This window comes from Saccharibacillus kuerlensis DSM 22868, assembly GCF_000378145.1.
GTDB lineage: Bacteria > Bacillota > Bacilli > Paenibacillales > Paenibacillaceae > Saccharibacillus > Saccharibacillus kuerlensis.
Window position 1 is genome coordinate 18,660 of record NZ_KB899313.1, and the last position, 13,496, is coordinate 32,155.

Genomic DNA, 13,496 nt, shown 5'->3' on the forward strand with positions numbered 1-13,496 from the left:
CTGTTACAGCCGTTTGATTAAGAGCGGCATCAGCCGAAGCCGGCCTTTCTCCTTATGGAGAAGCCGGCTTTTTGCGCACAGCGTATAGATAATTTCCGTAGAGAGAAGGGATTGAGCCATGAACATCGAAAATCAACTCACAGTACATACGCGAGAAGAACTAAGGAGGTGGCTGCAGGAACACGGACAGACCGCCCAATGCTGCTGGATTATACGGTCAGTGGCACGATATTGGGCGTCTGCTGGACGACTGGGACTGAAGCGGCGCTGATCAAAAGTTTAGAGAGGAGCTGTTATGATCGTATCGATGTTGGCATGGGGATTTGCGTTCTTAATTGCAGTTGTTGTCATTTTTCAAGCTGCCTTGGCTCTCGGCGCACCTTGGGGTGAATATGCGATGGGCGGCAAATTCCCCGGCAAATATCCGCTGCAGATGAGGATTGCCTGCCTTGTACAGATTGTTATTTTGATCGGTGTTGGCCTGATTGTACTGAGCAGAGCCGACCAAGTGCTGACCGGATGGTCGGCTTTTGCGGACAAGGCGATCTGGTTCGCAGTGGCCTTCTCGGTCGTCGCAACAATTATGAACCTGATGACGCGAAGCGTCTGGGAGCGAAGAATCTGGGCGCCGGTATCAGGGTTGATGCTGCTCACAAGTCTTGGAGTTGCTCTGGGTTAATCGGACTGCGCTTGTTTTGGATGTCTTGGGTTATGAAAAAGAAACCGGGTTCCCTTTTGAGGAACCCGGTTTCTTTTTGATTCATTTGAGGCTGTGAAGCTGCTCCATAGAGCGGCTTCACAGCCTTTTGTCTTAAGATGATAAGGCGGGAATTAAGCGTTCAGCTTAAAGCGCTGTACAATCTCCTGCAGCTGACCGGCCATACTGGACAGTTCGTTCGAAGAGTGAGCGATTCCCTGAATCGAAGCCAACTGCTCTTCGACGGCTGCAGAGGTTGTCTGAGCACCGTCCGCAGATTGGTCGGAAATTCGGGACATATCCTGGACAGAAGCGGAAGCTTCCTGGGTTCCAGCCGTAATCTGTTCAGCGACAGCAGAAATGTCTTGAATCTGTTCGCTGATCACACTTGCGGACTGCTGGATGTTGGTGAAGACCGAAGCTGCTTCGCCGCTCAGACGGAGCCCTTCGTTTACTTGGCTGCGAACATTGCCGTTCATCGTTTCATTGGAGCGAACGATCAGCGTGTTCATCTGCTCGATCGTTGCCCGAATACCGTCTGCTGTGCGTTTGGATTGTTCGGCCAACTTACCGACTTCTCCGGCAACGACGGCAAAGCCTCGTCCCTGGTCTCCGGCACGTGAAGCTTCGATGGAAGCGTTCAGCGACAGCAGGTTGGTCTGACTGGCAATTTCCGTAATCGCTTCGTTCATCTTCTTGGCTTCACTGGACAGATTGGCAAGCTGATCGACGATCTCCGTCGATTCGGCTACGGCTTCCAGAATCCGGTTCATCTGACCGCTTACACTGCCAAGGCTCTCACTGCCCTGTTCGACATGCTTGGCTGTCAGTTCGGCCGATCCGACAATGGTATTGGCCGACTCAGCAATAGAGAGCACGCCCTTCGCCATTTCTTCAACAGCGTTCGCTGCCTGCTGCGAAGCTTCGGCGCCCACGTTTGCAGTCTCCGCTGTTTCTTGAATAATGACAGATACGTGTTCCAGCGACTGGGCCATTTGCTCCGTGCTCTCCTTGATCGTTTCCGAGGAGAAGGTCAGCTTGGAAGAAGCGCCGTTCAGTTCTGTAACCATGGTGCGCAGCGCCGTAGTCATCTCGTTGAAGCCGACTGCCAGCACAGCAAACTCGTTCTGGCCTTTCACTTCCACATTGTTGGAGAGGTCGCCCTTCCGGATCGCGTCCATGCCCTGCTGAAGCTTCTTCATTGGACGAGAGAAAGCCAGTATGACGAAGAATACCAGAATGCCTACTCCAACAAAGGAAATGAGGAGGACCCACAGCACAGTTTCCATAATCGGTTTGGCAGCGGTGGCATAATCGGTAGTGGACAGCGTAGCGGTAATCGTCCAACCTGTTATCGGCTCCTGCAGCGTATAGCCGTCCAAGGTGAATCCCGGCGCGACCATGGCAAATTTGGTAATATCACTGTATCTTTCGTCCTTCGGAGCAAAGGAGGGAACAGGAGCGCCGCTCGCTTCATAAGGAGCACCGCTTACTAGCGTGCCCATATCGAACAAGGGGCCTGCTCCCGTCACAATAAGGCCTGTTGAATCGGTTATGGTCACAACACCTGCATCACCAATCTTGGTGTCAGAAATGGATTCCCTTAGCTTGTCGATATTCAGGCTGAAATTCAATACACCCTGTCCACCGTCCAATGTACGGGAAATGTTAAATACCAGTGGTCCGGCCAGGGAAGGTTCGCTAGTTTCCGCAATCACAGGTTGACCCGGGTTTGCTGTTGCACGTATGTACCACTCAGCCTCCGCAGGTTTGAAATCTGGAGATTCCACTTGAGGAGATACCAGATAACGACCGCTGCCGTCAGCCCAAATGATTTCGCCCAATTCGGGATGAGCAGTCGTATAAGCATCCAGCTTCTGTTGAATTTGGCTGCTGCTCAGTGTAGTCGAACTCAAATCGGAGGCCAGCAAGTTTAGATTGCTCATGGCGCTGCTAGTCTGGGCATGAAGGATACTGCGTACAAGTGAGACGTTGGACAGAACGCCATTCGTAATCTTATGTTCAACTTCACGTTCGGCACTCTGATAGGAGAAGTAACCGATTGTCAGACTTGGAACGAGCAGAACTAACAAAAATGCGGCGATCAGCAGAGTGCGGATCTGTCTAAGTGAATGCCGGCCTGCTCCCCAGAATCGCTGAATCGGATTTCCGAGCTTAGACATTTCTTTTTCATGAGTCGGTGTTGATGTCGGTGTAGTAGTCTTGCTGCGTAACATATTGTTTCCCCCTGATGAAAATGTTGTATAAGACTTCAGTTGTCACTTGAATTACTTCGGAATATTTGTTTCTAATTTGTATAGCTAACTATCTAATTTGTATGTTTTTACAGTTAAAAAGTATGGATTACAAGATTTTGAGTCCTTAACCGATAAGAATAGTAGTGTAAGCTATAAATATTTAATGATTAGAATGAGGGCGAGATATGAAATATGAGTTTGTTGCTTTTGACCACGATCTGCCGGTTAAGTTGATTTTGCATCCCGTAGAAGAAGGGCATCGATTTATCCCCAGACATTGGCATGAAAGCTTAGAAATCTCTTATACGTTGTCAGGTAGGATCGATGAGATTTATGTGGATGGTTCAATTTATAGGACTGGGCCAGGGGATATCGTTGTCATCAATCCGAATGAGGTGCATTCTTTTCTTGCGGATGTCAGTCCAGACTCCTCGGCGTTCACCGTTATCATCTCCTATGATTTTTTGAAGCAGAACTGTCCGGAGATCGACGGAATGATCTTTCGATGCATTTCCATTGGAGAAACGGACGAAGCTCGCTTGATGAAATTCCAATTGCTTCGAGAAAAGCTGGACGCTTTTGTCGCGTTATGCAGAGAACCTCAGGGGAACTCTTTGGATAGGCTTCGGATTATGGCATTGTCTTACGATCTTCTCTACATAATGTTTGGAGATTTTGCTTACAAGAAGCGGCAAAACAACGAAATTCAATCGCAGAGGCACTTGGACATGCTGACCAACATTACGACGTTTATTGAAAGAAATTATAGAGAACCGTTGTCTGTCAAAGGAATTTCCCGTCATTTTGGATTTACAGAGGCGTATCTGTGCCGCTTCTTCCGTAAACATATAGGTATGACGATTCTTCAATACATCCATACCGTTCGCCTGGAGAAGGCTTACCGGGAATTGATCCATACGGATCGTCCAATCGTTCAAATTTCTTACGAAAATGGATTTCCCAATGTAAAGTCCTTTAATCGTGTTTTTAAGGAAGTGTATACGATATCTCCAGATCTGTATCGTAAGACCAAAAGACCTAGTTCGCAAGGTCTATCCGACACAAATCACGAATCAGCCAAGAAACGCCTTGGTTTAGGTGAATAATTGACCGTTTCAAAATAGAAATCCCTGATACAATAAAAACATGCCTAGTCAATAAGACGGATAAACACCGACGAAAACAGGCAAAATAGTCTTTTATTCCTAGGGGGAAAGAATCATGTACAAAAAAATGTTAGTTTCTTTGTCTGCGGTACTTGCTTTTACCGCAGCAGGAGCAGTAGTAGCACCTAATGAAAGTGCGCGCACTGCGTCCGCAGCTGTTCAAGAAGGTGAATCCACTCACGAGACAATCTCTGGGAATACGGGAAGCTCCTTGTTGGTAGAAGGAGATATTGCATTCGAATATCCAGGTTCTAATGGAGTTACGCTGCGTGGATCCGTTCGTCTGCCTGACTCTTACCAAGAGGGACAAACCTACCCGGTTGTCATTTTGTCGCACGGCGTATTCGGCGACCGCAACCAGCAGGGAATGTTCACTTCGATGACTGACGCTTTGAAGCAAAAAGGCTTTGTCACTGTACGTTTTGATTTCAATGGATACGGTGAGAGCGGCGGCACGCTGATCAATAACTCGATCAAATCGGAAAAAGAAGATCTTCATGCAATCATCGACTATGTAAAAACGTTGAGTTATGTGGATCAAAGCCGCATTAACCTGGTTGGTTACAGCATGGGCGGCGCGGCAACCAGCCTGGTAGCCGGAGAAAGACCGAATGATATTCACAGCATTGCTCTGTGGGCGCCGGCAGCGATTCTTGTTGATGATGCGGAAAGAGGCGACTTTTTCGGTACAAAGGTTGACGTCAACAATCTTCCGGATGAAGTTTCGGTCTTCGGCGGAATGTTCACATTCGGCAAAAAATGGTTTGAAGATGCAATCGGATTGGACATCTACGGTATTGCATCGCAGTACACAGGATCTGCCTTTATCGTTCATGGCGAAAAAGACGCTGTCGTTCCAATGAGCTACTCGGAAAGATACCAAGAAGTGTACAGCAAAAACACCAAGCTGGTATCGGTTAAAGACGGCGAGCATGTACTCAGCGGCAAACCGCTGGAACAAGCGATCAAGCGTACGGTGAATTTCTTGAACAATCAAAACAACCGTCAGAACTAATTTGAATGTCTCCGGCTCAGCCGGAAAATTCCGCGCCCCCGCGCGCAAGGCCGCTCTTCGGAGCGGTCTTTTTTTGTGTAGTTTGGAAGACGGTTTTGAGCGTTCAGACGTTTATTAGAGGAGATGGATTTTTGACCTTTTTGCTGCAAAGACGAAATGCCTATTATGCTGAAATAAGGAATCGCAGCTGTTCAAGGGTAATAGAAAAGATAGGATGCAGTAAGGAATAAATACGAGTCGACTCGGGTCCGGATTAAAATCCATGATGCGTTAGGCTATGTATACAAACGGAAATCAAGAATGGTTAGGAGAAGTTTATGAATAACGAGCAGCTTACAGATTTATTGAATCGATACGACCTAAATCAACCGAAGCCGATTTTTTTGCGGCATAACGAGAACCGAACATATCGGGTGCAGGAAAAAAGCGGCAGGAATTATCTGCTGCGCATCCACGATCCTTTTGTACCGGAAATGCAAGGTCCTCAGCACCGTTATGAAGGAATCGTCGCGGAATTGGCTATGCTGGAGCAGTGGGGCCAGTGGAGAGATCGGGACGTGCAGGTTCCTATACGCAGCCGGGAGGGCGAACTGGTCACTGTATTCGAGATGGGCGGCCGGAAGCTCAATGCTTCACTGCTCACCTGGCTGGATGGACGCGATCTGGTCAAGAACGATCTGCCGAATATCGAAATTATCCGCAAACTGGGCGAACAGCTTGCGGAGCTGCATGCTTTTTTCCGGCAGTACGAGCCTCTGGGCATCGAAGCGCGGCCGCATCAAGGGAGAGCTTATAACGACAAGATGGCTGGCGTGATTCGTTCCGGAGTAGAGAAAGGACTGTTCACGGCGGCGGACGCAGATACGGTGGAAGAAACGCTGCGTCTGGTGAATGAACGGCTGAAGGACCGCGGCGGTGAAGACGGTATGGACCTAATCCATGGCGATATCGGTCTTGGCAATACGATTCTCACGTCGGATGGCGACATCAGGTTGATCGACTTTGGCTTCTATGGCAGAGGCTATACGCTGACCGATACGGCGATGGCGCTTATGGTGCTGCCGGCAGACAAACGCGAGATTTTCTTGAAAGCGTATTACGGAGAACAAGGCTGGACGGATGAACATCTACGCGAGATCGACGGGTTTATGCTGGCGGCAATTATCGGCTATTATGTCTTTCAATTTGGCAATGAGCAGATGCACGATTGGATGCGGGAGAAGATGCCGATTCTGTGCTCGGAATACTGCCGGCCGTTTTTGGCGGGAGAGCCGATGCTGGAGCGAATCGGGTTCTAAGTCGCTGCGCTTGGCGGAGCATCAAAGAGCATGGAAGAACACGGCGGAGCATGAAAGAATCTTTGATCCGCTGATTGTGAAGCGTAAGGTAGAAGATAGAGAAGAGGTTGTGCTGGGGACAGATCGCAGAACGACCGTGGAATGCTTGTCGTAAAGCCGGAATAAAATGCGTGAAAAGGGGGGGGATACGATGAAAAATGCTTCGCTGTGGGCCGCAGGTGCGGTACTGGCCGCTGCAGCCGTCCGCTACCGTGCCTGGCCGCAGAAAGATCCGATAAGCGGCGGCGATATTCCGGAGTCGTACATGATTCCGGGCTCAAACCGTATTGATTATCAAGGCCGGAGGGACTGCGCCGCTTTCTCGAGCGCCTACGTGCTGCGGCATCTGGGTATGGAAGCGGACGGCAGCGAGCTGTATAAGAGCTACCCCCGCAAGCTGCTGGACGGTACGGTCGACCCAAAAGGAATTCTTGTCCTATTCCGTCAACTCGGTTACGAAGCCTCTTTTTATCAGGGAGATGCAGAGACGTTGAAAAGGCAGATCGGCCGCGGAGTGCCGGTTATTTTGTTTATCAAAACCATTCCGAACAAACGACATTTGCATTTTGTACCGGTTGTCGGCTACGATCGGGAAAATTTCTATCTGGCGGAGTCGCTTGAACATAAGGCTAACGACGACGGACCGAACCATAATCGAAAGCTGCCGATCGCCGAACTGGAGTCGATCTGGCGGACGAATCTGCTGTACAGACAGTCTTATATTGTTGTTCATGCACAGGATCGCTCTGATTGAGCATCCACATTGAACCGTCATGTTGAATCGAATAATCGTATAAGGCAGCTATTTTTCAAGCAAAAGAGTTTTATATAAGCGGCATTTACGAGACGTATAACGGCTGGATTCTGAATTACGATCGTCCGCAGATCGACAGGGTATTCACAAGCTCTGCACCACATGAAAAAGAAAACTGACGAACAAACAAACGATTTATGCAGTGGGAACCTTCGTCGTTTTTTCGCGTACGCGTATTTTATCTCTGTGAAACGTTAAAGATAAGCGCTTTGACGGAACATGCGACCTAAGGGGGAGATTTCAATGTTCATTCAGCAGCTCAAAGGTTTGTACGCCATGTTTTTAAGAGAGCCTCTATGGTATAAGGTGTTGATCGTGTCGGCGCTTGCGGCCGCAATTGTGTTCAGCAGCAGTACGTTCAACGTGCATGTACAGGCTGGTGCAAAATTGGCCGCTGCGGTGTTCTTTGGCGCTTATGCCACACGTTTTCGTGGAAATCGATGGTTATTCATGATTCTGATCGCCCTTATGATTTTGTGCGTGCTGCTTGCAGGAAAGATTTGGATTCAAGGTGAGTGAAGTAGGAATCGCTTGAGGAAATATCGAAACAAGCGAGCGCATACGGACGATTTGCCGCATCGGTGATTCGGGACACGATATTTTAGCGTAATTTTGATCAGGGTATCTAATTTGGGAAAAAGCGGATCAAAGCCGTTTTTTTCAAAAAGGAGTGTACGATGAAAAAAACATCGCTGTCGTTTGCCCTCAGAATTGTCTCGCTGCTGGTTGGAATCGTGGGCATCCTGCTCGTTCTTCGAAGTGCGGAATTAGGGCTGGCCCAGGCAGATTCGATTGCGAAAAATCGGGAAGGATACGGCTCTGGCACAAGGTACTGGCTGGTTCAGCAGAGCGGAATCGCTGCATATCGTATACTCGGTGCTATCTTGGCCGGAGTAGGACTGTTCCAAGGTCTTAGGCCGTTGACTCAGTTGGAGCTGCAGAACATGCATCAGGGGATACATACAAATGCGGACACGGAAAACGATCTCTCCGGATCAAGCAAGACCACACCCGGTTCATCCGCATTGGTGAACGGGTTCGCAAACGAGTCGGTTCGGGGAAATCGGACTATTCAGAGAACCCGGACAGACACCGCTTCACGTCTTATTAAAAAAGCTTCACCGCAGAAGCTGTACTGGGCTTTTGTCGATCCCGACGTCCTGGTGCGCTGGCTTCCGCCTGCCGGAATGAGCGGCCGTATAGAGCGCTTCGAACCGCAGCCCGGCGGCTCTTATCGAATGGTACTGACTCATAAGGGGACTTCGGGATCATTCGAAGGCAAGTCGTCCTCCAATACGGATATTGTTGAAGGAAAATTCGTGGAATTGGTGCCCGGCGAGCGTATCGTGCAGGCGGTTGCGTTTGATTCCTCTGATCCCGCTTATGCCGGGGAGATGAAGTTGACCTGGAAATTCGAGGATGCCGGGGAAGGAACCCAAGTGACGGTGATCTGCGAGCACGTACCTGGCGGAATCGGACGAAGCGAGCATGAAGGGGCATTGGCTTCGACGCTTGCCAATTTGGAGCGGGTTGTCGGCTGAGGTGAGATAGTAATTGGAAGTATATTCTACTGGGTGTCGGTCTAAACCGGGCTCTTAAACCAGCGGGTCGAGAGTAGAAGGCACATTCGAAAGAGAATCTTTTTCCATAAAATTCATCTGGTATTATGACATGTGAATCATGCATCCTGACATATGGATTGAGTTCATCGTTCTCCTATAATAAGGATATGAAGCTTTAACAAAAGACTTGTATGGTGACATGAACCCACTCGAAACGGAGGATTTCTTTTGCCTATTTTCCACGATTCCAAAACTCAAACGTTCCACCTGCAATCGGCTGCGTCCAGCTATATCATCCAGCTTGTGGAATCTGCTCATCCCGCTCATCTATACTGGGGACCGAAGCTGTCTCAGGAACTCTTCGATAAACGAATTCATTCGATCGAGCGCGCTTCGTTCAGTCCTAACTTAAGCCCGGAAGCCATGCACGTATCGCTCGACACGCTGCCGCAGGAATATCCGGCGTATGGCAGCGGCGATTTCCGCGAACCGGCATTCGAAGCTCGTTACGCCGATGGATCGACGGTCAGCAGATTGGCGTACAAACGCCATAAGATCATTTCCGGCAAGCCTGAGCTTGAAGGACTGCCTGCGACCTATGTGGAGAACGATGCTGAAGCGGACACACTGCAGATTCACCTGCGCGATGAGCTGACCGGTCTGCGCGCGGAGCTGAGCTATACGGTATTCCATGAGATCGATGCCATCACCCGTTCGGTTCGCTTCATCAACGAAGGCCAGGACGTGATTGCGTTGGGCCGCGCACTCAGTGCCAGTGTCGACTTCAACCACAGCGAGTTCGACATGCTGCAGCTCTCCGGTTCCTGGATTCGTGAACGTCATATTCACAGACGCGAGCTGGTACCGGGCATCCAACGGATCGACAGCAAGCGCGGAGCAAGCAGCCACAGCCAGAATCCGTTTATCGCTCTGCTTGAGAGGAATGCGGGCGAAGATCACGGTGAAGTCTACGGCTTCAGTCTGGTGTACAGCGGCAGCTTCCTTGGACAAGCGGAAGTGGAACCGTTCGGAACGACCCGGGTACAGCTCGGTCTGCAGCCGTTTGATTTTGAATGGAGACTGGAAGCCGGCGAACATTTCCAGACGCCGGAAGCGGTCATGGTGCGTTCGTCAGAAGGTCTTGGTGGGATGTCGCGTACGTATCACAAGCTGTATCGTACCCGTCTGATTCGCGGGCAGTTCCGTGACAAAGCTCGTCCGGTACTCGTTAACAACTGGGAAGCGACGTATTTTGACTTCAATGCGGGCAAGATCAAAGAAATCGCTGCAGCTGGCCAAGAACTTGGCATTGAGCTGTTCGTACTCGACGACGGTTGGTTCGGCAAACGCGACGATGACAAAACTTCGCTCGGAGACTGGTTCGAAGACAAGCGCAAGCTGCCGGAAGGTCTGGCTCAGCTGGTCAACGAGATTACGGAAACAGGCATGCAGTTCGGTCTCTGGTTCGAGCCGGAGATGGTCTCGCCGGACAGTGAACTCTACCGCGCTCATCCCGACTGGTGCCTGCATGTGCCGAATCGCAGCCGTACGGAAGCTCGCCGTCAGCTGATTCTGGATTTGTCGCGTGCGGACGTCTGCGATTACATCGTCGATTCCGTCTCAAAAGTGCTGGAATCCGCGCCGATCACCTACGTCAAATGGGATATGAACCGCAACATGACGGAGATCGGATCGGAACTGTTGGGATCGGAACGCCAGCGCGAAACGGCGCACCGTTACATGCTGGGTCTGTACAGCGTATTGGAACGCATCGTAACGCGCTTCCCGCATGTGCTGTTCGAGAGCTGTTCGGGCGGCGGCGGACGTTTCGATCCGGGCATGCTTCATTACATGCCGCAAACCTGGACAAGCGATGACAGCGACGCGGTGGAACGTCTCAAGATCCAGTACGGCACCAGCATGGTGTACCCGGCGAGCAGTATGGGCGCACACGTGTCGGCTGTGCCGAACCATCAGGTGGGACGCATGACGCCGCTGGAGATGCGCGGACATGTGGCGATGAGCGGCAACTTCGGCTATGAGCTGGATCTGACCAAATTCACCGAAGAAGAGAAGACGGAAGTCAAAGCGCAGGTCCAGCAGTACAAGGAGCTGCGTGACCTGATCCAATTCGGTGAATTCTACCGTATCAAGAGCCCGTTCGAAGGCAACGATACGGCTTGGACTTACGTATCCGAAGACCGTTCGCAGGCGTTCGCCGCCTACTTCCAGGTGCTGAGCGAGCCTTATGCGCCGCTGCGCCGCCTGAAGCTGAAAGGTCTCGATCCGAACAAGCGGTACACCGTGGAAGGCCGTGTGGGCGTAGGTGAGAGCGGTGCGGTATACGGAGGCGACGAGCTGATGTATATGGGATTATCGCTGCCGATGCTGCATGGAGATTTCCAGAGCGTGCTGTATGTGATTAAGGAAGCTTAAGTGGTTGTTGAAGCGGTATGAATATAAAAAGAGCCTTTGGTTTAAAACCATAGGCTCTTTTTATATTCCAGAGGGAGGTTTTAGGTATATTCCGAACACTGTAGAAGCAAATTCAATCTGCTATCCTCTGCTGAATCCGCCGCTTTTCAGTAAGTGTACCTGATTACATCCGATTGTGACATGTACTTGAAAACAAAAAAATGAGGAAACCAACTTTTTAGCGGAATTTTTTGTTTATGAAGAAAAGGCGCTGCGAAGCTGCTCTTTCGGATCACTGATGCTGAATTCGGATGTTGAAGAACCGACAGTTCTTTGATTGAGTCTTCGTAAAACAAAAATTTTGAGCGAGGAGCCCTGCTATGCTGCTGAGGTGGATCGTGTCATTCTTCAATCCAATATCGGCAATGAATTTGCGGGCTTGGACGGGCATCCTATATGTTGCTTACGTTTTTCTGTTCATGCTGCCGCAGCTCGGAATGGTCTGGCTGTTCAGCACGCTGCGTGAAGAGAAACGGAGCAGGCACAGCCTTTGAAAACTCTGTATGATTGGATCATTACATAATATACGGGTATATGGAGGAGGGCGAGCAATGAAAGAAGTAAAGGAGAGTTTTATGACGTCGTATACAGCGGTCATTTCCGACATTCATGGCAATGCTCCTGCGCTGCAAGCGGTATTGGAAGATATTTCGAAACGCGGTATCGATCGCATTGTGAATCTCGGAGACAGCCTGTTCGGTCCAATCGATCCAATCGGAACCGTCGAACTGCTGATGGACGATTCTCGAATCGTTCACCTTATGGGCAATTGCGATGAGATTCTGTTGCAAGAACAGGTTGATTCCGCGACCTTCACATTCGTGAAGCCGAAGTTGACTTCAGCCATGCTGGAATGGATCGGCGCCTTCCCCAAGTTCCAGATTTTCGAAAATCTTTTTTTCTGTCATGGGACGCCTGAAGCCAATGATCGGTATCTGTTAGAGAAAGTGAGCGAAAAAGGAGTCGAAGCTAAAAGTCCGGAAGAATTGGAAAGCGAACTGGAGGCTTTTACTTATCCATATATATTTTGCGGCCACAGTCATGTTTTTCAAACGAAAACTTTGCCAAGCGGCAAAATGATCGTCAATGTTGGGAGTGTTGGGCTGCCGGCTTATAACGACGAACTTCCTTTTCCTCACGTAATGGAATCCGGGTCTCCGCATGCCGATTACGCGATTGTTGGTCGGGAACCGGACGGGAGATGGAGTATTCAGCATATCGAAGCTGCTTACGATTCGGAAAGGGCTGCCGTACTGGCTGAGCGGAATGGCCGCCCTGATTACGCCTATGCTTTGAGAACGGGAAGGGCGCTTCTATGATAAATACCCGTTTGCACGCCGGTATGATCTGCCGGGCGGAAGTGATCGACTAGATTGGATAGTATATTTATTCCAATTCGGATACTATAATGTTATTATACAAATCTAAAAATATAAAAGAGGTGGATCAGTATGAATGACAAAAAAGATGTCTTAGATAATGGTCCTTTTTTTCATGGTACTAAAGCAGAACTAAAAATTGGAGATTTGTTAGAACCGCAATACATATCAAATTACCAAGATAAAAAATCTAACTATATATATTTTACTGCAACATTAGATGCTGCTAAATGGGGTGCCGAATTAGCAGCATCCAAATCAAAAGAAAGAATTTATATTGTAGAACCATCAGGTGAATTTGAAAATGACCCGAACGTAACTGACAAAAAATTTCCTGGGAACCCGACACGTTCTTATAGGTCTAAATCAGCATTGAAAATAATAGCTGAATTAGCTTCATGGGAAAGACATTCCGATGAACAAATAAATCATATGATTGCATCTATAAATAAGTTACGTGAAGAAGGGAAATTTGTAATATACGATTAATCCGTAAATATACAATTTGCAATATATTTAGCGGATGTAAAGTTAATGATGATGGAAAAGTCCATGCTCCACAAGAAAAGATTGTTATCGAAGTTGGCTTACACAAGTCAATATGTTCAAGAATAAAGCCTTTTAAACAAGGCTCAGGCTGTCGAGAAAGTCACATCCGTAGAGAATCCGTGGAGGCTGCAGAGGAAATTCGTTCCGGTCGCGTGTTGAAATCGAGAAAAGGGATTAAATTTTATTGGAATTTTCTCGATTTCAAAGGCGAACGCTGGCGCTCCTTCACTGAATTTCCTCTTCC

Annotated in this window: 13 protein-coding genes; 12 read left to right on the forward strand and 1 reads right to left on the reverse strand. The window is 49.1% G+C overall.

Annotated elements, in window-relative coordinates; translation table 11 throughout:
• The first annotated feature begins 118 nt into the window (after window positions 1-118).
• Window positions 119-271 carry a hypothetical protein gene (locus F456_RS24470; protein ID WP_157060156.1) on the forward strand — a complete coding sequence of 51 codons (153 nt, stop codon included), beginning with the start codon at window positions 119-121 and terminating at the stop codon, window positions 269-271.
• 24 nt (window positions 272-295) lie between these two features.
• Window positions 296-679, forward strand: a complete 384-nt coding sequence (locus tag F456_RS0120510) for a hypothetical protein (RefSeq protein WP_018978910.1) — start codon at window positions 296-298, stop codon at window positions 677-679.
• A 152-nt stretch (window positions 680-831) separates the two neighbouring features.
• Here F456_RS0120510 and F456_RS0120515 read toward each other — a convergent pair whose 3' ends face one another.
• Window positions 832-2,934 (reverse strand): methyl-accepting chemotaxis protein, encoded by a 2,103-nt coding sequence (locus F456_RS0120515; RefSeq protein ID WP_018978911.1) that lies wholly within the window; start codon window positions 2,932-2,934, stop codon window positions 832-834.
• A gap of 206 nt (window positions 2,935-3,140) precedes the next feature.
• On the opposite strand from F456_RS0120515, the gene F456_RS23210 reads away from it, so the two are divergent.
• The 10 genes from F456_RS23210 (at window position 3,141) to arr (ending at window position 13,192) form a co-directional block, all read left to right on the forward strand.
• Entirely contained in the window at window positions 3,141-4,061 is a 921-nt protein-coding gene (locus tag F456_RS23210; RefSeq protein WP_018978912.1) for an AraC family transcriptional regulator, read from the forward strand.
• A gap of 115 nt (window positions 4,062-4,176) precedes the next feature.
• Window positions 4,177-5,136: an alpha/beta hydrolase family protein gene (locus tag F456_RS0120525; protein ID WP_018978913.1), complete on the forward strand. Its 960-nt coding sequence runs from the start codon at window positions 4,177-4,179 to the stop codon at window positions 5,134-5,136.
• A 317-nt stretch (window positions 5,137-5,453) separates the two neighbouring features.
• Window positions 5,454-6,434: a phosphotransferase enzyme family protein gene (locus F456_RS0120530; RefSeq protein WP_018978914.1), complete on the forward strand. Its 981-nt coding sequence runs from the start codon at window positions 5,454-5,456 to the stop codon at window positions 6,432-6,434.
• Between the two features lie 190 nt (window positions 6,435-6,624).
• On the forward strand, window positions 6,625-7,227 hold the full coding sequence (locus F456_RS0120535; RefSeq protein WP_018978915.1) for a cysteine peptidase family C39 domain-containing protein: 603 nt from the start codon (window positions 6,625-6,627) through the stop codon (window positions 7,225-7,227).
• Between the two features lie 303 nt (window positions 7,228-7,530).
• Window positions 7,531-7,806 carry a hypothetical protein gene (locus F456_RS0120540; RefSeq protein WP_018978916.1) on the forward strand — a complete coding sequence of 92 codons (276 nt, stop codon included), beginning with the start codon at window positions 7,531-7,533 and terminating at the stop codon, window positions 7,804-7,806.
• A 158-nt stretch (window positions 7,807-7,964) separates the two neighbouring features.
• A complete protein-coding gene (locus F456_RS0120545) occupies window positions 7,965-8,828 on the forward strand; it encodes an SRPBCC domain-containing protein (RefSeq protein ID WP_018978917.1) in 864 nt (287 codons plus the stop codon).
• Between the two features lie 249 nt (window positions 8,829-9,077).
• Window positions 9,078-11,285: an alpha-galactosidase gene (locus tag F456_RS0120550; protein ID WP_018978918.1), complete on the forward strand. Its 2,208-nt coding sequence runs from the start codon at window positions 9,078-9,080 to the stop codon at window positions 11,283-11,285.
• Window positions 11,286-11,644: 359 nt separating this feature from the next.
• Window positions 11,645-11,818: a hypothetical protein gene (locus F456_RS24475; protein WP_018978919.1), complete on the forward strand. Its 174-nt coding sequence runs from the start codon at window positions 11,645-11,647 to the stop codon at window positions 11,816-11,818.
• A 57-nt stretch (window positions 11,819-11,875) separates the two neighbouring features.
• Window positions 11,876-12,643, forward strand: coding sequence for a metallophosphoesterase family protein (locus F456_RS0120560; protein WP_018978920.1), 768 nt, complete (start codon window positions 11,876-11,878; stop codon window positions 12,641-12,643).
• A gap of 132 nt (window positions 12,644-12,775) precedes the next feature.
• Entirely contained in the window at window positions 12,776-13,192 is a 417-nt protein-coding gene (gene arr / locus F456_RS0120565; protein WP_018978921.1) for an NAD(+)--rifampin ADP-ribosyltransferase, read from the forward strand.
• Window positions 13,193-13,496 lie beyond the last annotated feature (304 nt).

Bases quoted from the DNA above. Each gene is read 5' to 3' on its own strand.
- F456_RS24470 (WP_157060156.1), top strand. From the start codon at position 119: ATGAACATCGAAAATCAACTCACAGTACATACGCGAGAAGAACTAAGG.
- F456_RS0120510 (WP_018978910.1), top strand. From the start codon at position 296: ATGATCGTATCGATGTTGGCATGGGGATTTGCGTTCTTAATTGCAGTT.
- F456_RS0120515 (WP_018978911.1), bottom strand. From the start codon at position 2,934: ATGTTACGCAGCAAGACTACTACACCGACATCAACACCGACTCATGAA.
- F456_RS23210 (WP_018978912.1), top strand. From the start codon at position 3,141: ATGAAATATGAGTTTGTTGCTTTTGACCACGATCTGCCGGTTAAGTTG.
- F456_RS0120525 (WP_018978913.1), top strand. From the start codon at position 4,177: ATGTACAAAAAAATGTTAGTTTCTTTGTCTGCGGTACTTGCTTTTACC.
- F456_RS0120530 (WP_018978914.1), top strand. From the start codon at position 5,454: ATGAATAACGAGCAGCTTACAGATTTATTGAATCGATACGACCTAAAT.
- F456_RS0120535 (WP_018978915.1), top strand. From the start codon at position 6,625: ATGAAAAATGCTTCGCTGTGGGCCGCAGGTGCGGTACTGGCCGCTGCA.
- F456_RS0120540 (WP_018978916.1), top strand. From the start codon at position 7,531: ATGTTCATTCAGCAGCTCAAAGGTTTGTACGCCATGTTTTTAAGAGAG.
- F456_RS0120545 (WP_018978917.1), top strand. From the start codon at position 7,965: ATGAAAAAAACATCGCTGTCGTTTGCCCTCAGAATTGTCTCGCTGCTG.
- F456_RS24475 (WP_018978919.1), top strand. From the start codon at position 11,645: ATGCTGCTGAGGTGGATCGTGTCATTCTTCAATCCAATATCGGCAATG.
- F456_RS0120560 (WP_018978920.1), top strand. From the start codon at position 11,876: ATGAAAGAAGTAAAGGAGAGTTTTATGACGTCGTATACAGCGGTCATT.
- arr (WP_018978921.1), top strand. From the start codon at position 12,776: ATGAATGACAAAAAAGATGTCTTAGATAATGGTCCTTTTTTTCATGGT.